The sequence below is a fragment of the Psychrobacter sp. CX90 genome, from assembly GCF_057396305.2.
Genome location: NZ_CM182008.1, coordinates 1,365,545 through 1,385,767, shown reverse-complemented (window position 1 = coordinate 1,385,767; position 20,223 = coordinate 1,365,545). Strand labels below are relative to the sequence as shown.

Sequence of the window (20,223 nt, the reverse complement as noted above, 5' to 3'; positions counted from 1 at the left end):
TAAAATTTGTTTACTATATAACGGCAACATACGGGTTCCTAATTATTGTCGTCCAACTGTTTCTGCCAGATTATTCTTGTCGTTGAGCCTTTATTATTCAGAAAATTAGACTTGCACTTCTAGAGATTTGTTTGACACCTCTTCTATCATACAAATTATTTAGCATATAAATTATCTATCATATAAATCATCTAAAAAATCTTGATGCCAATGGTGTAAGTCATTCTCTTGTAACCCGTTCAATAAGGTAAGATAGCGGCTTTTTCGCTCTGCTAATGGCATGTTTAATGCGGTGTATAAACCCTCTATAATGCTTTCAGGTTGATACGGATCTATAATGATAGCGGCTTGCATTTGTTCGCTTGCCCCTGCATAACGTGACAGTACCAGCACCCCAGGATTATTAGGATTTTGTGCGGCAATGTATTCTTTAGCGACTAAATTCATACCATCTTTAAGCGAATTTACCCAACCGATATCGCTATGCCAAAATGCTTTCATCAAAGCTTCATGATTTAACACACATTCGCTATACGTAATAGCCTGCCAATTATCAGTGTTAGCATTAAAATCCTTAACCTTAAGATTTTCAGTTTCTAAGATATCCGTTTCTAAGATATCCGTTTTAATATCACTAGGTAAGAATTGCTGGTTTACCTCATTAACGGTAAGTCTGACGCTCTCACGAAGACGTTGATAAACGGGCAGGTCTAAGCGACTAGGGCAAGCAATTTGTAAGAAATCTAGCTGATTTTGAAATATGGGATAGTGCTGTAAAAATTTGCGATATGCCGCAAACCTCTCTAGCAGTCCTTTTGAATAATCAATCCGGTCAACCGCAATTATTTGTTGTGCGACAGGATTCAAGGTTTTTTTACTCTGTACATGTAGTGAAGGTTGCTTGGACAAATTGGCAACTTGTTGCTGGATTTTTTCGACATTGACACCAATTGGATAGGCGTCAACTGATAAGTAGTGTGGGGCACCTAGGTCTAGATTCAGCATTAATGTTACAGCGGTTGCCCCGTTAGATTTAGCGAGACATTTTGTGTGTTTAGTGTTTGGTAAGTCTTTTAATGTGTTATCTGCGATTAAGCTATTATTTGCAAAGTTGTCTTTATGTAGACTGCTTTCTAATAAACAACTTTTGAGATAATGCTGGATAACAGCTAGACAGTTGGCTTTATCTTTCTGAGTTTGAGTGCCAAGGATATCATAATGGGCAAGATGTCTTATCAATTCTGGGCTTTTATCAAGCTGATGCCAAAATGCAAGCGGAGCAAATGGGATGTGTAAAAAAAATCCGATACGATTGTTCATACCGAGTTGTCGACAGTAATATGCCACACTTAAAAAGTGATAGTCATGTATCCATATCACATCATCAGGTTTGATGACTTTTTTGAGTTGTCTTGCAAAAAGACGATTAACCGTTTGATATCCCGTATAGTCCTCAGGCGCTTGGCTGATTAAATCAATTTGCTCATGTAACATTGGCCACAGAACACTGTTGGCGAACCCGCAATAATATTGCTGATATTGACTGGAGGTTAAAGCAGTCGTCATATAATTGATTTTCGAATCAGACCCTTTGGAGTCTGCGTTTGCAAAAGAGGTGTCTTCACGACTGGTAAATTCATTAATATTTTCCCATGCATTGTCAGTAACACTGTCATTGAAATGACTACCATGGTCATTATTAGTGCAAGTTGGGATATTTATAAAGGTGTCTACAATATTATGATCTAAAATATTGCCATTCCACCCCATCCAAATGCCGGAATTAGCGATTAATACATCCTGTAAAGCCACCGCAAGTCCTCCCGCCATCGGGTTGTTATCGGGCATTTTCACGCGATTAGATAATACTATTAGTCGACTCATATAACCTTTTTCGCTGTTTTTTTGACTAAGGCGGTAGGGGATGTAGCGAGGGGTATTGTGTCCGTTAAATCGGACAATGGTGGATAGTGCTCTTGGCAGAAAGATAAAAATGACTTAAGTAAAGCAGCCACCTCATTAATGTCATGTACATAATAATCAGCACGTGTTGGCTCCCTGCCTACTTTAATTCCCATTCCTATTAATGGTTGAGGGTTTTTAAACGGGCTGTTATTATCCAAGTCCGCTTTATCTAAAGCTTGTTCGCCTTGAACAACAATGAATCCTGCTTCATCGGTAATATCGTCACCAATAAAGATTGGACAAAGCGTAGCACTTTGGCTCAATTCCATTTGAAGATAATTAAGTAATGTCAAAATGGCAGTGCCTTTGTTGACGCCTTCAGGTACAATTTCCCAAACATATTTACCTTGTTTTAATGTCCAGTCTGCATAATTTTCAACGGACTCAGACATTATGCTATAAGCCATTTCGGCTAACGCTGGATTTTGACGGTAATGTAGGGCACAGGAGTATGGTTTGTTTTCAACAGTAAAGTCTGTGTAGGGTTGACTCAATTGGGTAATGCTCTGTTCAATGGTAGTTAGCTCTGAGGAATCTATTGAAATAGGGTTTGCATCGCCAGCACCAAATGATAGTTCTAATCCATGAGTTGCGGCAATCGGTAATTGTAATGGGGACACCATATGTTTTGCTTCAGCAAGACTGCGTCCAGTGATCATAGCGATTCGAACACCATAATTTTGTATGCTTTGTAATAAGGCTAAAGTTGACGGTGGAATGACACTATCTTTTGGATTAATCGTAAAATTGGCAAGTGTGCCGTCAATATCCAAAAACAAACAATATTTATGTTGGTTGGATAAGTAATTGGCGAAATTCTGTGGATGGATATACCTAGCAGCCATATTAGAGCTGGGCGTTGTCCTTGAGGTCACACTTTCTCCTTTTTTTAATTGGAGGACACTTATAAATCAGCAGTCATCTAGATATAAATTAATACAAAAGCCTAGTTTAAGTGTTCATCTCTTATAACAGGTGGTATAACTTGTCATATTTATATGTCATTGTTTATATATAAAATCGGGCAAAATAAATGAATCAAATTATAATAATCATGTCATGGACTTTTGTTAATTGGGATAGCGTTAATGTTTACTTAGGTATAAATATGTTTTTTGAATAACTTTTATCCTACAATTCTTCGATAATAACTGTGTGGAATTTAAACCATCTTCCTATAAATCTTAACCCTTTACTATAAGCATACCTTAGCAAGTAATATTAAATTCAAATCGAGCAACTACAAAAAACCTCGATTAAATTATGATCGGGGTTCGGTAATAATATCCATTAATAAATACGTCGTTGCTATACGAACATACTCAAAGAATCTGTGACCATTTAAGAGCAGCCTTCTACCAATGCTATAGCTTCCGGCATACCAATGTTAATAGAACCCACTTTACCCTTGAGCTTGGCTGTATTGCTCGTTGCCTATTCACTAGCTTTAATGGAGTATTTGCCTATTTATTTTAATAGAATTACCAGTTCAGCATAACGGGCTATTTGTCCGTAGGTATCTTAAACAAAGACTCCTAAATCACAACCGAAAACGAGACAAGTAATTTTATGCCAGCATCTATCGCCACACTTTCATCTCATCCGCGATACTCTCATCAACCTAATCTTGCCTATTAACTTTCAACGCTTAAAAACTCAATTATTTCAAATGGTTATAGATTATTATGATAGAAAGCTTTCTATTATTAAAACTTTTTTCAACCTATAAATCTGATAACATGAGTTAAATTCATCTCAAATTAAAGTTATATCATTTTATTCATGCTTGCGTTCATGGTTTAATAAGCACCTAAAATAAATTTGGTTTTAAATCATTTAATTAAGGGTGCAAATCACCATGAGTAACACTTTTAGCTATTCAATCAAGACCATTCACTTTGATGAGAACTATCAGCCAGCAAATAGCACGCGTCTGACCACAAACTTTGCAAATTTAGCGCGTGGGGAGCAACGTCAAGAAAATCTACGCAAAACCTTAACAATGATTAACAATCGTTTTAACGCCTTAGCACATTGGGACAACCCAACTGCAGACCGTTATTCTGTTGAAGTGGACATCATTTCTGTCGACATCGATATAAAGGGCGATGGCAATACATTTCCGATAATCGAAACATTGCAAACCACCGTTATTGACCATAAACATAACAAACGTATTGACGGTATGATTGGTAACAGCTTCTCCTCTTATGTGCGTGATTATGACTTTAGTGTCGTACTGCTTGAGCATTTTGATAAAAACCCAGGCACACCACCACCTGCAAGTTTTGGTGATTTACATGGCAAATTATTTCAAGATTTATTAAACTCTGAGGCATACAAAGCCCAGTTTAATAAGCAACCTGTGATTTGTCTGAGTGTGTCCTCAAGCAGAACCTATCAGCGTACCACCAACCAGCACCCTATATTAGGACTGGAATACAGACAAGATGAGTATTCTTTAACGGATGACTATTTCCACAAAATGGGCTTAACGGTTCGCTACTTTATGCCTGAAGGCAGTGTGGCACCTTTGGCATTCTATTTTGCCGGTGACTTGCTGAGTGATTACACCGATCTTGAGCTTATCAGTGCGATTGCGACGATGGAGACTTTTCAAAAAATTTACAGACCCGAGATTTATAACGCCAACTCAAGAGCCGCACAAGTATATCAACCCAGTTTAAACTATCAAGATTACTCACATACGCAAGTGGATTATGACCGTGAAGAGCGTAGCCAGTTGGCCGTTAAGCAAGGCAAATTTACCGAAGAGACCTTTATCAAGCCGTATCAAGACATTCTTGATGCTTGGGCAGACAGCTTTGATATCAATAAGCCTGTTAATAAAGACAATCAAGAAAAAACAGTTAAATATCAGGCTGTTGAACCACAAACTGCCTAATTCAATATTTACTAATTCAATAATATCATAGCTTATCCTGCTTTTTGTTCCTATCTTAACAGCAGACGGGAGCGAGCGCTAAGCCTAGAGTCGTTCCAACATTCGAGCGACCACCTCTAGACAAGCGCTCGCAATCCCGTCCACTGTCAAGGATATCCACGGCAATCAGGGCTAAACCGCTCTAACTTGCAAGGTTCACCGATAAGTTGACAGTCACACTATTTAAAAAAACTGAACTTACGCAAAAATACAATTGAATGACTTTAAAAGTGACTGGTTGCTATTTATGGATCGTCTGGCTCAACCCTCAGTCGATTCATAAATAATTACCAGTTGCAACAATACCTAGTCATCTGTCAATTCAGTTAGCAATTAACACTAAATAATTAACACCAAATAAAGAGAATAAACAAACATGACTAAACTATTATTACCGACCTCAACCGCTGGCAGTTTGCCAAAACCATCGTGGCTAGCGGAGCCAGAAAAGCTTTGGTCACCTTGGAAAATAGAGGGTGATGAGCTGATTGAAGCCAAGCAAGATGCACTACGAGTCTCCCTACAAGAACAAGTACGAGCAGGAATTGATATTGTCAGCGATGGAGAGCAAACCCGTCAGCATTTTGTGACTACCTTTATTGAAAACCTTGATGGCGTCGATTTTGAGAAGCGTGAAACAGTCAAAATTCGTAACCGTTATGAGGCAAGTGTACCAACTGTTGTTGGTGCGGTAAGTCGTACAAAGCCTGTATTCGTTGAGGATGCCAAGTTTTTACGTCAACAAACTGACCAGCCGATTAAGTGGGCACTTCCGGGTCCAATGACCATGATAGACACCTTATATGATGATCATTATAAAAGCCGTGAAAAACTGGCTTGGGAATTTGCCAAAATCCTCAATCAAGAAGCCAAAGAGTTAGAGGCCGCTGGTGTTGATATTATCCAATTTGATGAGCCTGCCTTTAATGTGTTTTTCGATGACGTCAACGACTGGGGTATTGCCACCTTAGAGCGTGCCATTGAAGGGCTCAAGTGTGAAACCGCAGTACATATTTGTTATGGTTATGGCATCAAAGCCAATAACGATTGGAAAAAGACACTGGGTTCGGAGTGGCGTCAATACGAGCAAGCATTCCCTAAGCTGCAACAGTCAAAAATCGATATCGTCTCACTGGAATGCCAAAACTCAAAAGTGCCGATGGATTTGATTGAATTGATTCGGGGTAAAAAAGTGATGGTTGGTGCCATTGATGTCTCAACCAATAGTATTGAGACCCCTGAAGACGTAGCTAGTACACTGCGTAAAGCATTGCAATTTGTTGATGCTGATAAGCTATATCCGTCAACCAACTGCGGCATGACCCCTTTGTCACGCCATGTGGCACGTGGTAAGCTGGAAGCCTTAAGTGCAGGTGCACAAATCGTTCGTGATGAATTGACTGCAAAATAATCCTAGAACCTATTCTATTTCTATTATAGTAGGACTTACGCACGAGTAGAGAGTATGTTAACTGGTTATGATTTATGAATCCTCTGAAGGTAGAGCCATACGTTCTATAAATAATAACCAGTCACTTTTAAAGCCGTGAAATTGTATTTTCGCATAAGTCCTATCTATTAAGTACTATCTATATAGGTAAATAAACTAAACGTAGGATACAAAGCATGATTGAAGCAACCCATTTTAGAGACGCCATGTCGTTGTTACCCACTGCGGTCAATGTGGTCACCACAGCCGGAGATGCTGGGGTACATGGGTTTACTGCCTCTGCAGTTTGTAGCGTTACAGACACACCGCCAACCTTGTTGGTCTGTATGAATACCACATCTCGATCCCATGCTCATTTTATTGACAATAAAGTTTTGAGCGTTAATGTACTTAGCGCCCAACATGAACCTATATCAAATGCGTTTGCCTCTAAACTAGATTCAGTAGAGCGCTTTAAGCAAGGTTCATGGACTACCTTAATGACAGGTTCGCCGATTTTAGAGGATGCACTGGTCAGTTTTGATTGTAAAATCGAGCAGGTTCAGGAAGTGGGTACCCACAGTGTGTTTATGTGCAAAGTAGTTGCTATTACTCAAAGCAATCAGGAAGAAAGCTTGGTTTATTTTAATCGGGGCTATCATACGGTTGGGCACAAAGACGGGCACAATATAGACAATAAAGCCAGCAATAAAGTAGGAAATAAAGTAGGAAATAAAGTAGGACATCAGACGGATCAAGAAGTAACGGCTTGAATTAGTGGATAAATCAACACTCAGTCGATAGCCTAGAGTCTGTTTGAAAAATCAAACAGACTCTACATCGTTTACCAATCTAGGACTTACGCAAAATTAAGAGGGGTTGTAACTGGTAAGGATTTATATGCGCTGGCTGTACGGTGGTTCCTGATGGGCTATAAATGACTGAAAGTGTCACTATTGTATCAATTTTATAATTATTAAAGCTGTTAATTAACCAAACATTCAACAATCTTTTAATTCATTCAATTTAAGAAGACAATATCCTGTGGAAATAATCATTTTTTTACTAATAGGTGCGCTGGCAGGCTTTGCAGCAGGGCTATTTGGCGTAGGCGGTGGCACAATCATCGTACCTTTGCTATTTATTGTATTTACCCAAATGGGGTTTAGTACTGATGCTGTCATGCATCTAGCCTTAGGCACTTCACTTGCGACTATAATCGTCACATCGATCAGCTCGTTAATGGCACATAATAAAAAAGGCGCCGTTCTGTGGCCTGTTTTTAAAAATCTTGCACCCGGTCTTGCCATAGGCAGCTTTGCAGGGGCAGGGATAGCTGGTTTAATCTCTGGAATTCATCTGCAAGTCATCGTAGGTTTATTTTTACTGTGGGTAGCTTATAGAATGTTCACCAGTGGCAAAAGGCAAGCCGCGGCCAATGCTAAAGCCAAGATGGATAATACCAATATCGTACTGCCTTCAACGCCTATGCAAGTTGCTGCAGGGGCAGGTATCGGCATCGCTTCTGCTATATTTGGTATTGGCGGTGGTAGTTTAACCGTGCCTTATTTGACGCGTTATAACGTGGTCATGCAAAAGGCCGTTGGCACGTCCGCTGCCTGTGGTTTACCCATTGCCATTGCTGGCGCATTAGGGTTTATGTTTTTTGGGATGCAGCAGCACGTTGATGTGCCTAACACAATTGGTTTTGTCCATATCTATGCCTTTTTAGGCATTGCCAGCATGAGCTTTTTCACTGCCAAAGTAGGCGCAAAAGTGGCGCATATGCTATCGCCACAACTATTGAAAAAATGCTTTGCGGTGTTATTAACAGCTGTAGCGCTTTTCTTCTTGTATAAAGGGTTGGTTTGAGGGTTGGGGGGTGTTAAATGTCACAATGATGATATAGATTTTACCCTAACGTTTTGAAACTCTAAACAAAGCAGTTTTACCACCAGCACCTCGACCTCTTTTGCCTTTACGTACACCAGCAGAGTAGATTTCGTCTAATTTGACTTTACCCTCAAAAAATCCTCAAAGACGTCATTTGCTTCAAGTGTTAAGTTAATACTCGATAACGAGTCTTACTTTATGATAGAGAAGTGCGGCTGTATTTGGCTGCATCCCTAAAAGATCAACTGATGTTCGAGCAGTGACTTCAGCAGTGAAACACTCAACTAATCTTAACTGTACTTTTTTACTTAATTTACAATGAGCTAGCTTCATTGTAGTGGTCTAGCATAGTGCTTATCTACTACAGGCCCAATAATTTAACAAGAATACGTAGTGAAATTTTTTGCAAATGCGGTTGTTGCCGCCTTAAGTTTGACTCTATTAAGTGCGTGTGGTGGTGATTCCGATAGTAGTGGCAGACAACACATCTCACAGGAGCCCTTAGCCTTTAGATCATTAAAATCCTGTCCAATTATAAATAACACTATCTATATTGGCACACAACCTTTGGGGCCAAATAGTATTTCTATCAAAGAAAAATGTAAAGTTAGTATGCCGAAGTTAATTCTTAATCATGAAGTCATTTTATTATAAGTAATAAAATGACTTTGTTGTTTTAAATCAATAACTCATTCACTTTTTATATAGCCTTATTAGTAAGTCTTAGTTAGTCAATCTTAAAACTTAAAAGCTAAGTTAAATGGGCTGCATAGACTCAATAACACCGCCACCTAAGCAGATTTCATCACTATAAAATACAACAGATTGACCTGGGGTAACCGCACGTTGTGGCTCATCGAAAATAACATTTACCTTACGCTTATCATCAGTATCTACAACTACAGTACACCCTTGATCGGGCTGACGATATCGAGTTTTAGCCGTACACTTAAGCCCATGTTGAGTAAAGATTTCTGCTGGAGCAACTCGTTCAACCCAGTCTAATTTATAGGCAGTTAAACGTTTACTCATCATCATAGGATGATTGTGGCCCTGACCAACGATAAGCTGGTTCTTATCTAAGTTTTTAGCCAACACGAACCAAGGTTCTTCTGGGCGATCTTTTACGCCGCCAATACCAATACCACCGCGTTGACCTAAAGTATAATACATTAGCCCATCGTGTTTACCAATGACTATCCCATCATCAGTGACGATATCGCCAGGTTTGGCTGGCAGGTATTGTTGTAAAAAATCTTTAAAACGACGTTCGCCAATAAAGCAAATGCCAGTCGAATCTTTTTTCTTAGCAGTAGCAAGGTCATGTGCTTCTGCAATCTTGCGAACTTTAGGTTTTTCTAACTCTCCGACAGGAAATAAAGTCTTGGCAATCTTATCGCCACCCACCGCATGTAAAAAGTAGCTTTGGTCTTTATTATTGTCTAAACCTCGTAACAGCTGCGCTACCTCAGTGCCATCCCCACGGCAATAGTTAACGCTACGACGGGTATAATGCCCTGTGGCAATGTAATCTGCGCCAAGGCCAAATTTTGGGTCAGACGCATAATCTAAAAAGGCTTTAAATTTAATTTCTTTATTACAAAGAATGTCAGGATTTGGAGTACGTCCTGCTTGATATTCCGCTAAAAAGTGTTCAAAAACTCGATCCCAATATTCCATAGCAAAGTTTGCAGTGTGTAAAGGAATACCGATTTTGTCACATACTGCTTGGGCATCAGCTAGGTCTTCCATGGCGGTACAATATTCTGTACCGTCATCTTCTTCCCAATTTTTCATAAATAAGCCTTCAACAATAAATCCTGCTTGTTGAAGCAGTACAGCAGAGACTGAAGAGTCGACTCCACCAGACATACCGACAATGACTCGAGTCTTATTAGGATTGGCTATATCATGTAAGCTCAAAGCAGGGTAGTGTATTGGCGAAGACTTTGATGAGGTACTAGGTGCGGTCATAAAGAACTTAAACTATGATAAAATTTGCAAGAATTATAACATTTATGAGTTGATAATGATAAGAATTGGACAGGGTATTGATGTTCACGCTTTTTATGATAATGGCGGCGCAGAACAGTTTGTTACTTTAGCCGGGGTAAAAATACCGCATACATTAAGTTTACTGGCTCATTCAGATGGTGATGTGGTACTCCATGCACTGGCAGACGCCTTGCTTGGTGCCCTAGCACTTGGCGATATTGGTCAACATTTTCCTGACACAGACGAGGCCAATTCAGGTTTGGATTCTCGTGTCTTATTGCGCCATGTTTATAATCTGGTAATTGAACATGATTATAGACTATTGAATGCTGATATTACGGTAATGTGCGAAAGACCAAAGCTTGCTAAGCATAATCTAGCAATGCGAACCAATATTGCTAAGGATTTAAACACATCTATAGAGGTTATCAGTGTGAAGGCAACCACTACTGAAAAACTTGGCTTTACTGGTCGTTCAGAAGGTATCATGGTAAGCTGTGTGGTACTATTACAGAAAAATTAACTATTAATAATTTGCATACAGAAACGTTAAAGGTTTGAAATGCCCTTTTAATCGCGCCTTTTAGCTTTTAGATAGAGGCTTACTTGTCTAAATTACTACGTTTATAAATGGATACTTATTCATATTAAAACTTGATTATCAAAGGGTATTGAATTTTTAATGAGTATCCCCATAAATGATTCAAGCAGTTTTATAACAAGATTATTTGAATGAATTGATCGCAAATGCCTAAATAGCTATAACCTATTACACTCAACATTATTACACCAAAAAATAGAAACTAAGGGTTTATTATGACAGACCAAACCGCTCCAAATGATGCGACAGACAATATCGAAACGTTGATTCGTAACCAAATTAAAGAAAATCCTGTGATTCTTTATATGAAAGGATCACCTCAATTTCCACAGTGTGGCTTTTCTGCGAAAGCCATTGAAGTGTTGACTCAAATTGGTCGACCTTTTGCATTTGTTAATATTTTAGAAAATCCTGAGATTCGTGCGACGTTACCAAAAGTCGCTAACTGGCCAACCTTTCCCCAATTATGGATTAACGGCGAACTAATGGGTGGCTCTGATATTATTTTAGAAATGTACCAATCAGGCGAGCTGAAACCTTTGGTTGAAGAGCATAGTCCATCTGAGTAAATTCATTCATTATTTTGAATGAAAGGATTGTCAGTCAAGAGCCTCAGAATAGATTTCTGAGGCTCTTTATTATTTAATTATACTTTAGTTATTTACTTATTTACTTAAAACTTACACAGCCTCTTAAAAAAGGATAAAAACATGAATTTAGACAATGAAAAGCGCTTAAAAAAAATGAAAGAGCAGTCTTCAAAAATTATTGCAATAGCAGATAAAGAATCGGACTCTGCTTTAAAGTGTATCCATTTGCTAAGTGTGGCAGGTGGGGCCACTGCCGAAACTTATGTGGCGATTGAGCAGCGTATTATGGATGATAAGGATGTGGCAGGTGCTTATCATTTGGCATTAATGGCTCAGTCGACAGCTGACTTACCTATAGATGCGCGTGCGCTCATTGAATTGGTAGTTTCGGAGGGCAATAATGCGCAGCTCCTTTCTCTATTAAAAAACTTACCTATACCACCCGTTGAGGCTATCAAGGAGCGTATATTAGCCAGCAAGGATAGCGAAAGTATAGATAAGATGGAGGCGTATTTGCTTGACAATCCAGATGGCTATGGTAGCGATGTGGTACTTGGCAGCGGTCAAAAAGATCGTATTGTCCCGTTGAGCGAGCCAAAGTAAAGTTATCTCAGCATTATGCAAGTAAGAAGAAAAGACTATAGATTATGGTCGTCGAACTTATAAATCGCTACGGTGTTAACCTCGGTTGCCGTACTACTCATTATATTATCTGCACTCGGTAACTTTATAGCGATTTTAAATTTATTTGACTGTATAAACAGCAATAAAATAAACAGCAATAAAAAAAATATATAGGAATATAAACTGACCATTTATTTTATGTTAATCAGATGTTTTATTTAGCTGTATCGGAAGATGAATACAAACTAAAACACCGGAGGTTGAGGCAAAGTCGCAGTTAGCAGTTATTGCTGACTGTCTATTATCTTCAACGTCTGGTGCTTGAATATTGTGGATAACTATTTGACCGTCGTGACGTTCAATGACTTGTTTAACTAGGGTTAGGCCTAGCCCAGTCCCTTTTTTAGCATGGCTGCTTTTAATTGAGTTGTCTTCATTTAATCGATTTAAAATCGATTTATTATGCTGATGTGACAAACTAAAATAACGGTCAAAGACTTTACTTAAGGCATAGTCAGGAATTAAGTCGCCATCGTTAAATATGTTGATTTCTATAGCTGATGTGTCATTGTGCCTATTATGATCAGTTAAATGAATCACGACGTGCGAATGGGCAAAATACACGGCATTGTCTATAATATTTTGTAGGGCCTGCGTTAACCAAAACTCATCTGCAAGCACCTCTATATTGCTATCAGTTAAGTCACAGTTATAATCAATATGAACCTGTTGCTGTAGACACTGAATCTCGTAATTAGTAATGAGACGACGTATCAGCTCATCAGGGTTAATGGCCTGTATCGCTAACTTAAAAGTGGGCTGTTCAATTTTAGCAAGAAGCAACAGCCTATCAATCAGTGACTGAAGCTTGATACTTTGTTCAGTAATGGTTTGGCTTAACATTAGCCTGTCTTCATCATCTAGATCTGACGCCTCTAACAGCTCGCCACTAGCTCTTATAGCAGTGAGTGGGCTTTTTAGCTCATGCGTCAGTGTATGTACATAATCATTCACATACGCTTTGTTTTCTAGACGATACTTCATATCTTCAATAGTATCGGTTAATTCATTCAATTCACTGGCTAAATAAAAATAGGGTTTCTTGGCATCTTGTGCGAGTGATTGGGTATAACGAGTGACCAGCATCATACTTTGTTTAAGCCACCAGGCAACAAGACCGGCCATTACTAACGTTATGATACTAATAAATAAAGAGGTGCTTAGCATGCGTTGACGGGTAGCATCTAGATAGGGCATTACGGTAGCAGTGGGTTTACCGACACTAACCACACCGATTATTTCTGGATTGGCGCTATTAGGGGCATAAATTGGCTGTGCAACATACATCACTGAAGTCGATTGATCGTCCTTATTACTTCGAGTAGTACGAGCGCCGTACTTTCCCTGAAGGGTTAGATAGACATCATTCCATTTTGAATAGTCTTTGCCTTCAGCATTTTTTGCACCGACTAATGAGTCATAAACCACATGGCCTTTGGCATCTGTGACATAGACGCGAAAACTACTGTGTGTTTTGTGATGATACCAAGTGTCCAAAATATCTAGCTCATGTGGACTAGCATATCTGTTTTGTTTATCTGGCATATTAGGTAAGGCAAACGCAGTATCCAGCATCGCCTTATATTGGCTACTTTTGATTTCGCCAGACTGCATCGGAGCTTGTAGACTTGCTGACAGGAGCATGGCGGTATCTACCAAAGTATCTTCAATGACTTGCTGGGTAACTGGGCGTACATAGTTGAAGAGTTGATTGAAAATGACGATACCAGAAATGATGATAATGATGCCAACGGCAAGCCAGATTCTAAAAAATAAACTGAGGTTTAACAGGTTTTTTCTTTTGTTAACTGTGGTCAAGGCGTCATCATGTTTACCCATTGGGTGAAGTTTAGCGTACCAGTTTTGCTCTGCTGATTTTTTTTCAGCGCTGTTTTGCTCATCTCTTTTTTTCTTGAGGCTGGGTGGCTTGATAGAATGGTTGGTGTTAGGGTATTGTTCATTCATGCTGAACATAGGCCGTAACCAATCCCGCGATGTGTATGGATAATGTCAACGCTATCGTTACCCCCATTATCTTGACTAACCAAAGCAAGCTGCTTACGTATGGATTTAATATGGCTATCTATTGTACGAGCGAGACGATGATCTGGATGCTCACTTATTGCGCTTAGCAACTGTTCACGGCTAAAGACACGATCTGGATTAGCCAATAAGGCTAACAGCAATTTTCGTTCGGTATTGCTTAGCTCAAGCTTGATATCATTCCAATAAAGAGTATAAGTTAATGGCTCATAGCGCCAATTCCCTGATACCAACTGGAATATTTGTGGTTCTATTGAGCTATCCACTGAGTCTGTGAGTTTATCAACCGTGTTTACGGTTAATTGTTCACGTCGCCAAATTGCTTTAAGGCGTGCCACGAGCTCTCTTGGACTGAAGGGTTTTGGGCAGTAATCATCCCCACCCATCTCCAGTCCTAAAATACGATCGACTTCATCACTGCGTGCGGTTAAAAATACGATGGGTAGATGCTTAAAGTGACCAATAGCCGCTGAATGACGAATGGATTGGCAAAGACTTAAGCCATCACCGTCGGGTAGTCCAACATCTAAAATAATACCAGATAAGCTTTCTTCATTTCTTAACATATCAATAAGAGTGGGCATAACATCGCTGGCATTATCTAACCACGTAACCTGCCAGCCTTCGCGTTTAAAGGTAACCTTTAGAGAGGTGGCAATAGCAGGGTCGTCTTCAACCAATAAAATATGTGGTCTAACTTGTGAAGCATTTTGAGATAAGACGTGTGTTTTATCGGTAGTAGAGTAAGTCATAAGGGTTTTCGACCAAATTTAATATATCATTGTCATTTTATCTATTTAACTTTATCTATCCTAGCATAATCAAAATAGGTAAATGTGCGATTCACATGAACACAATATGAAAAATTGATGAAGAATATTAACTGTCATTCAATTTAAGTGCTTTTAGCAATGTTCTGGTCAAATCTCCGTTATATTAAATTTTAGTTATACTAAAGTCCCTTATACTAAATTACAGTCATATAATGACTTTAATATTTTTGACTATCATAACCAAACCGCTTACCACCATTAATAGAATTAATGCCACTCTGAATTGGTGCACAGTCATGCCTGCGAGAAAACGTTTACCTATGATGTTACCTAGCACTGCACCAAGCCCTAAGGCCAAGCCATATACCCATAATTGAGAGGTTAAGACCCCAAAAAACGCATAACTACCAATTTGGGCAATACCTACAAAAAATGAATTGGCGGTTTTAGTAGCAATAAGATCTTCTTTTTGTAGTCCAGTGTTCATATAAAAAGGATTTAACACAGGCCCGAGCCCTCCTACGATTGTACTGATAAACGCAGTTATAAATCCTAAAGGAATAAAGCCAGATTTGGGCATATTGAACGTTTTATCTACTTTACCAAAGCGGTATTGGAATAGGGTAGAGACTAAGAATATACCCACCAATAATTGTATCCACCCCGCATTCATGCGGCTAAATAATAGCCCAGCAAGCCATGCGCCAATAATGGCACTGGGTGCATAATATTTGATAAGTGACCAGTCAATGTCTTTCCAAAATAGGATTAAACGGGAGGGACGACTAATGAATGTACCAAGATTAATCACTGGCGGAGCAGAGGGCGCCCCAATTATTGAAGAGGTAATTGGGATTAGCAATAAAGCGCCACCGCCACCTGAAATGGTGGATACAATAAAGGCCACGACACCAGCAAAGAACAATCCCACTAGATGCCATAATGGGATGGACTGAACTAATTCTATCAGTGTTGACACAAGTATTGACATGATAGCCCTCCTTTCTTAATTAGCTTTATATATAGAACATACCCTAAATAAGACATAAAACAATAAATCCAAGCAATGAACTCATTGCTTGGATTTAAATCAATGTGAAAAATGTTTGTTAAGGGGTATGCCTAAGCTTTATAACCCTTTACAGTTAGCATAGTAGGTTACTGTGGCGGGCCAGTCTGAGAATATACCCATAACACCAACATCCTGTGCCAATACGTCGATATAATTAAACATATCGCCATCATTATTAATGGCATCTTCTAGACCACTGTAATACCAACCACCACCATTTGCCAACGGCCCAGAGCGTTCTATAGACCAAGTAATAATTTCTAATCCTGCAGCTTTGGCTTGTTTCGCATATTCAGATGCCTTGAGATTGCCGTTACCATCAGTGCTTACTAACAACCATGTGGCAGGAGCAATGATATTTATGCCTAGGCCTTTTAATTCTTGGAATGAATGTTTCCAAGTGTTAGGATCGTTTTTGTCAAAGGTTTGGCCTTCAGCGGTCTCGTTGCTATCGTCAATGAGATATACTGCATTTTTACCAAAATCTGGTGTGTTATTAATCCAGTATGTTACATCATCAATATTAAACGATTGAGCATAAACTTTATCACCACTGACTCCCGCCTTTTTGTAAGTGTCTATTAATTGCTGGCGATAATTATCTTGAGTGTAAGTACCATAAGGCATCGTTTCCACTGGTGTTTTTAGCTCGGGTGTATGTTTTAGGCCCAAGCTTTCAGCGAGAGCAATGTGCTCTTCTAAACTCATTAATTGTCCATTTTGGTTATATAACTCTGTACGCCATGGGGCTGTGGCATTCATATAACCATCAAGAGTAGTGGCTTGTTTATTAGCCGCATCCATTTTGCCTTTTAGAGATTTAAATTCGGCTAATGTGATATCTGAGGTACGACATTCAATGTCATTAGCATTCAACAGATTTCCTGCAGCATCAAGTTGAGGAGGCGTTGAACAGCTATTGGCCAAATCTGTGGCTAATATATTGGTTGTGGTATGTAAATCATTTTGAGCATGGCGGCAAACCAGTTGCTGATCCTTAGTAAAGGCGACATCACATTCTAATATACCGGCTCCCATATGAGCAGCGGCCTTATAGCTATCATAAGTATGTTCAGGGTATTGAAGAGGGGCTCCGCGATGAGATATGGAAAAGTCAGACTTTTTAGGTGTTTGACCTTCACAAGCTAAAAGTTCATTTTTAAGTGGACTCTCATCCATGTCATCAATTAAATATAAAGGACGCGTACCATAGGTAAACGCAACTTTACTGGCGGGATCAATGTCTGGTTTTTCAGGCGTATCGGGTTTTTTGTCCTCATCCTTGTTGTCTTTTGGGTCACTGACAACGATGGGGTCATCGTCGTCATCACACCCAACTAACGTTAATGGCGCTAAACTGACGCATAGTGCACATGCCAGTAATGATTTGCTATGCTTTGTTTTATTTGTTTGTATGATAGAGTTTAACTGAGAAAATAACATTTGAGGTTCCTAAAGTTTGCCTATGTTAAAAGTTTGGCTATGTTAAAATTATGATTATTTTTATGGTTTGATAATAAACATTTGTAGACTTTAAGCTACCTGATTTTATTGACGGTTTCATGACATATTAAAATAATTTTTTTCAGAATTTTTACCTGTTTGATAATAATAATATGAAGGAGTAATGATGAGTAACTATCTAAAATGCGAGACTGTAGTGCACAATCCTGACAATAAAAAGATTGATCGATCTGTAATTTGGATGCATGGATTAGGTGCTAGTGGGCATGACTTTGTGCCCGTGGTGCCAGAGCTTGGTTTAAGTAGTGATTTGGCAGTACGTTTTGTGTTTCCTCATGCTCCGCAAATTCCAGTGACCATCAATGGGGGAATGATAATGCCTGCGTGGTATGACATTTTAGAGGTAAGCTTAGATCGTAAGGTAGATGTGGCGCAAATTCAGCAATCCACCAAGGCGATTAATGACTTAATTGAAAGAGAAGTTGAACGCGGTGTAAAAAAGGAAAATATTGTCATTGCTGGATTTTCACAAGGGGGTGCAATTGCTTACCAAGTGGCTTTAACACATCCAAAAAAACTGGGTGGTTTACTAGCACTTTCTACTTATCTAGCCATGGATGATAGCGCCCATTTTACGGATGACAATCGCAACATAGTGATTAAAATTGATCATGGTACTCAGGATCCTGTAGTACCAGTTGTGTTGGCACAACGTGCGGCTGAATCGCTTAAAGAGAAGGGCTATGCCGTTGATTTTACAACGTACCCTATGGCGCATCAAGTTTGTTTACCACAAATCAAAGCAATTGGTCAGTGGTTTAATAAGGTATTGGCGTAGGTTTGATTAAGGCAACAACTGGCTAATTATTAATGCTAATACAAGTATAACTATGATTATTATAGAAACTCTTTTTACCCAGTAAGGTATTAAGGGTTTTTTATAGCCGATACTGTTTAGATGACTGTCGAGCCCTGCATTCAAAGTATGCATTTTATCTGATGAATCTTCATTTGGAGAAGGCTGTATAGGGGTGTTGGATTTGACAACCCCTTGTTTTGAAGCTATGGCTAAAACTTTTTGTTGTTGCCTATGTTTAAGCTGGTTATCATATTCATCAATAGCAGATTTAGCCTCAGTCATACTAATATTTTGCTCTTCAGCAAGAGTTTTAATCGCCATGACCATATTGTTTTTTTCAATCATCTGGATAATGTGTTTCGGCAGCTTCTCCGACATGGGTAATCCTCAACAATTTACAGGGAGAGTTAAAGTTATTCTAAAGCTCTAGTAGGTTCTTGGCTTAGTTTACTGAGTTATCTGCGCTTGCTGTAACAACTTTTAGTAACCTCTACTATCACCGTTCGTTTTCCACATCATCCTTTATAATTTATGACTTATTAGATTATAACGACTTCAATTGGACTATTTGTACTATAAATAAAAATTGTACTATAAATAAAAAGCACTTTAACAGAGGGTTAAAGTGCTTTGAATACTAAATAATTTAAGCTAACTGGCTGGCTAGGCTAATCCTATTGTACAGAACTTGCTGGCTATTAACTAACTGCTCATTGGATCGCTTTTATTTATCGTTCCAACGTTGAATAGCTTCTTTAATTACTAGTTTAGCTTCTTCAGCATCTTCCCAAGATTCAACAACAGTAGTGCCTGCTTTTTTCAAATCTTTGTAGTGACTGAAATGGAACTCTAATTGTTCGATTAAGCGTTTTGGAAGGTCCGCTAAACTATTGTAAGCATTACCATTATTACGGTCATCAGCAGGTACTACGACAATTTTATCGTCAACTTCACCATCATCTACAAACTTCATAACGCCAATAACTTTTGCTTTTAAGAACACACCCGTGGTTAAGGGCTGCTCTGTGATAATTAACGCATCTAATTCATCACCATCTTCATCAAGTGTTTGCGGGATAAAACCGTAATTACAAGGCTTGGCAAAAATAGCAGGTTCAACACGATCTAATTCAAAGACCGCCAGTTCACGATTCCATTCAATTTTATGATTACTGCCTGTTGGAATTTCGACAACAACATTAATTTCACCACCGTCAACATCACCTGCATCTAAAATTACATTAAAATCTGCCATTTATTTCTCCCATATGATAGTGTTTATAAACAAATATATGTCTCCCGCCGATTATAACAACTTTTGGCTTATTGCCAAGTAATTACTGGGTTATGACGCTATTCCAAAATAGCATTTATAAATTAAAGATAATAAAACACCCTTTAATGAAGCTTATATTGGGAATAAAATAAAAACCCACTAATTGTAGTGGGTTTTTATTTCTGGATAAATATATTAGTCTTCTGGCATTATTAGATTTTATCTTCTACTTTATCTGCAGTATCTGTAACTTTGTCGCCAGCTTTAGAGACATCTTGACCAAAACCTTTAAAAGTATTGCAACCTGATAATGCGATTAATGCGGCTAAAGAAGCTAGGGCTAACTTTTTCATAATATATCCTTAAAGTTTAAAACACACCTATAAAAGTGGTTTGTAATTAGAAATCTAATAATTAAAAATGAAAGTAACGAATGTTCAAGCACTACCACTATAAGATACAGCTATAATCAATTTGCTATTTAATCAATATCTTCAATACCTATAACCTATATTTGTTTTTCAGTACTTTTATTAATCACTCGTATCAATAGCGAAAATTGATTGATAATGCTTGAACAAATCATAGATGACAACGGCTTCAGGTAAAAACAGTTAATTGTAATAAATTTAATC

At 38.6% G+C, this 20,223-nt stretch carries 17 protein-coding genes and 2 pseudogenes; 8 read left to right on the top strand and 11 right to left on the bottom strand.

All coding sequences use genetic code 11. The features are described 5' to 3' along the window. Positions 1 to 171: 171 nt before the first annotated feature. Positions 172 to 1,884, bottom strand: coding sequence for an alpha,alpha-trehalose-phosphate synthase (UDP-forming) (locus AC2SLN_RS05450; RefSeq protein WP_486548545.1), 1,713 nt, complete (start codon positions 1,882 to 1,884; stop codon positions 172 to 174). Further along, the gene (gene otsB / locus AC2SLN_RS05445; RefSeq protein WP_486548544.1) at positions 1,881 to 2,840 is read right to left on the bottom strand and encodes a trehalose-phosphatase; all 960 of its coding nucleotides are present in this window, start codon (positions 2,838 to 2,840) and stop codon (positions 1,881 to 1,883) included. The genes AC2SLN_RS05450 and otsB overlap by 4 nt, the downstream gene beginning before the upstream one ends. Positions 2,841 to 3,823: 983 nt before the next feature. Between otsB and AC2SLN_RS05440 the strand changes: the two genes are divergently transcribed. The 4 genes and pseudogenes from AC2SLN_RS05440 to AC2SLN_RS05425 all read left to right on the top strand — a co-directional run bounded on the left by AC2SLN_RS05440 (position 3,824) and on the right by AC2SLN_RS05425 (position 8,210). Next, positions 3,824 to 4,870, top strand: coding sequence for a DUF1852 domain-containing protein (locus AC2SLN_RS05440; RefSeq protein WP_486548543.1), 1,047 nt, complete (start codon positions 3,824 to 3,826; stop codon positions 4,868 to 4,870). Positions 4,871 to 5,285: 415 nt separating this feature from the next. After that, positions 5,286 to 6,320 carry a methionine synthase gene (locus AC2SLN_RS05435; protein WP_486548542.1) on the top strand — a complete coding sequence of 345 codons (1,035 nt, stop codon included), beginning with the start codon at positions 5,286 to 5,288 and terminating at the stop codon, positions 6,318 to 6,320. Between the two features lie 215 nt (positions 6,321 to 6,535). After that, a pseudogene (locus AC2SLN_RS05430) lies at positions 6,536 to 7,009 on the top strand (flavin reductase); the annotation flags it as partial. A 373-nt stretch (positions 7,010 to 7,382) separates the two neighbouring features. After that, entirely contained in the window at positions 7,383 to 8,210 is an 828-nt protein-coding gene (locus tag AC2SLN_RS05425; protein WP_486548541.1) for a sulfite exporter TauE/SafE family protein, read from the top strand. A 48-nt stretch (positions 8,211 to 8,258) separates the two neighbouring features. Here AC2SLN_RS05425 and AC2SLN_RS05420 read toward each other — a convergent pair. Beyond that, a pseudogene (locus tag AC2SLN_RS05420) lies at positions 8,259 to 8,564 on the bottom strand (IS1595 family transposase); the annotation flags it as partial. Between the two features lie 423 nt (positions 8,565 to 8,987). After that, on the bottom strand, positions 8,988 to 10,205 hold the full coding sequence (mnmA, locus tag AC2SLN_RS05415) for a tRNA 2-thiouridine(34) synthase MnmA (RefSeq protein ID WP_486548540.1): 1,218 nt from the start codon (positions 10,203 to 10,205) through the stop codon (positions 8,988 to 8,990). 55 nt (positions 10,206 to 10,260) lie between these two features. On the opposite strand from mnmA, the gene ispF reads away from it, so the two are divergent. The 3 genes from ispF to AC2SLN_RS05400 all read left to right on the top strand — a co-directional run bounded on the left by ispF (position 10,261) and on the right by AC2SLN_RS05400 (position 12,020). After that, positions 10,261 to 10,749, top strand: a complete 489-nt coding sequence (gene ispF, locus AC2SLN_RS05410; protein WP_486548539.1) for a 2-C-methyl-D-erythritol 2,4-cyclodiphosphate synthase — start codon at positions 10,261 to 10,263, stop codon at positions 10,747 to 10,749. Positions 10,750 to 11,042: 293 nt separating this feature from the next. Beyond that, complete coding sequence (gene grxD / locus AC2SLN_RS05405) at positions 11,043 to 11,396, top strand: Grx4 family monothiol glutaredoxin (protein ID WP_486548538.1); 354 nt, start codon at positions 11,043 to 11,045, stop codon at positions 11,394 to 11,396. A 141-nt stretch (positions 11,397 to 11,537) separates the two neighbouring features. Then, the gene (locus AC2SLN_RS05400) at positions 11,538 to 12,020 is read left to right on the top strand and encodes a hypothetical protein (protein ID WP_486548537.1); all 483 of its coding nucleotides are present in this window, start codon (positions 11,538 to 11,540) and stop codon (positions 12,018 to 12,020) included. 222 nt (positions 12,021 to 12,242) lie between these two features. Here AC2SLN_RS05400 and creC read toward each other — a convergent pair whose 3' ends face one another. The 4 genes from creC to AC2SLN_RS05380 all read right to left on the bottom strand — a co-directional run bounded on the left by creC (position 12,243) and on the right by AC2SLN_RS05380 (position 17,432). Further along, positions 12,243 to 14,066: a two-component system sensor histidine kinase CreC gene (creC, locus tag AC2SLN_RS05395; protein ID WP_486548536.1), complete on the bottom strand. Its 1,824-nt coding sequence runs from the start codon at positions 14,064 to 14,066 to the stop codon at positions 12,243 to 12,245. Next, entirely contained in the window at positions 14,063 to 14,896 is an 834-nt protein-coding gene (locus AC2SLN_RS05390) for a response regulator (protein ID WP_486548535.1), read from the bottom strand. The genes creC and AC2SLN_RS05390 overlap by 4 nt, the downstream gene beginning before the upstream one ends. A gap of 226 nt (positions 14,897 to 15,122) precedes the next feature. Further along, positions 15,123 to 15,908, bottom strand: a complete 786-nt coding sequence (locus tag AC2SLN_RS05385) for a sulfite exporter TauE/SafE family protein (RefSeq protein ID WP_486548534.1) — start codon at positions 15,906 to 15,908, stop codon at positions 15,123 to 15,125. A gap of 138 nt (positions 15,909 to 16,046) precedes the next feature. Continuing rightward, entirely contained in the window at positions 16,047 to 17,432 is a 1,386-nt protein-coding gene (locus AC2SLN_RS05380) for a glycerophosphodiester phosphodiesterase family protein (protein ID WP_486548533.1), read from the bottom strand. Positions 17,433 to 17,619: 187 nt separating this feature from the next. Here AC2SLN_RS05380 and AC2SLN_RS05375 point away from each other — a divergent pair, with 187 nt between their 5' ends. Continuing rightward, complete coding sequence (locus AC2SLN_RS05375; RefSeq protein ID WP_486548532.1) at positions 17,620 to 18,291, top strand: alpha/beta hydrolase; 672 nt, start codon at positions 17,620 to 17,622, stop codon at positions 18,289 to 18,291. Positions 18,292 to 18,297: 6 nt separating this feature from the next. Here AC2SLN_RS05375 and AC2SLN_RS05370 read toward each other — a convergent pair whose 3' ends face one another. The 3 genes from AC2SLN_RS05370 to AC2SLN_RS05360 form a co-directional block, all read right to left on the bottom strand. Next, on the bottom strand, positions 18,298 to 18,690 hold the full coding sequence (locus tag AC2SLN_RS05370) for a hypothetical protein (protein WP_486548531.1): 393 nt from the start codon (positions 18,688 to 18,690) through the stop codon (positions 18,298 to 18,300). A 346-nt stretch (positions 18,691 to 19,036) separates the two neighbouring features. Then, positions 19,037 to 19,567, bottom strand: a complete 531-nt coding sequence (locus AC2SLN_RS05365; protein WP_486548530.1) for an inorganic diphosphatase — start codon at positions 19,565 to 19,567, stop codon at positions 19,037 to 19,039. Positions 19,568 to 19,800: 233 nt separating this feature from the next. Continuing rightward, the gene (locus tag AC2SLN_RS05360; protein ID WP_486531209.1) at positions 19,801 to 19,941 is read right to left on the bottom strand and encodes an entericidin A/B family lipoprotein; all 141 of its coding nucleotides are present in this window, start codon (positions 19,939 to 19,941) and stop codon (positions 19,801 to 19,803) included. Positions 19,942 to 20,223: the final 282 nt, after the last annotated feature.

Bases quoted from the DNA above. Each gene is read 5' to 3' on its own strand.
- AC2SLN_RS05385 (WP_486548534.1), bottom strand. From the start codon at position 15,908: ATGTCAATACTTGTGTCAACACTGATAGAATTAGTTCAGTCCATCCCA.
- mnmA (WP_486548540.1), bottom strand. From the start codon at position 10,205: ATGACCGCACCTAGTACCTCATCAAAGTCTTCGCCAATACACTACCCT.
- AC2SLN_RS05370 (WP_486548531.1), bottom strand. From the start codon at position 18,690: ATGTCGGAGAAGCTGCCGAAACACATTATCCAGATGATTGAAAAAAAC.
- AC2SLN_RS05435 (WP_486548542.1), top strand. From the start codon at position 5,286: ATGACTAAACTATTATTACCGACCTCAACCGCTGGCAGTTTGCCAAAA.
- AC2SLN_RS05440 (WP_486548543.1), top strand. From the start codon at position 3,824: ATGAGTAACACTTTTAGCTATTCAATCAAGACCATTCACTTTGATGAG.
- ispF (WP_486548539.1), top strand. From the start codon at position 10,261: ATGATAAGAATTGGACAGGGTATTGATGTTCACGCTTTTTATGATAAT.
- AC2SLN_RS05365 (WP_486548530.1), bottom strand. From the start codon at position 19,567: ATGGCAGATTTTAATGTAATTTTAGATGCAGGTGATGTTGACGGTGGT.
- AC2SLN_RS05450 (WP_486548545.1), bottom strand. From the start codon at position 1,884: ATGAGTCGACTAATAGTATTATCTAATCGCGTGAAAATGCCCGATAAC.
- AC2SLN_RS05375 (WP_486548532.1), top strand. From the start codon at position 17,620: ATGAGTAACTATCTAAAATGCGAGACTGTAGTGCACAATCCTGACAAT.
- creC (WP_486548536.1), bottom strand. From the start codon at position 14,066: ATGAATGAACAATACCCTAACACCAACCATTCTATCAAGCCACCCAGC.
- AC2SLN_RS05380 (WP_486548533.1), bottom strand. From the start codon at position 17,432: ATGTTATTTTCTCAGTTAAACTCTATCATACAAACAAATAAAACAAAG.
- AC2SLN_RS05360 (WP_486531209.1), bottom strand. From the start codon at position 19,941: ATGAAAAAGTTAGCCCTAGCTTCTTTAGCCGCATTAATCGCATTATCA.
- AC2SLN_RS05390 (WP_486548535.1), bottom strand. From the start codon at position 14,896: ATGACTTACTCTACTACCGATAAAACACACGTCTTATCTCAAAATGCT.
- AC2SLN_RS05400 (WP_486548537.1), top strand. From the start codon at position 11,538: ATGAATTTAGACAATGAAAAGCGCTTAAAAAAAATGAAAGAGCAGTCT.
- grxD (WP_486548538.1), top strand. From the start codon at position 11,043: ATGACAGACCAAACCGCTCCAAATGATGCGACAGACAATATCGAAACG.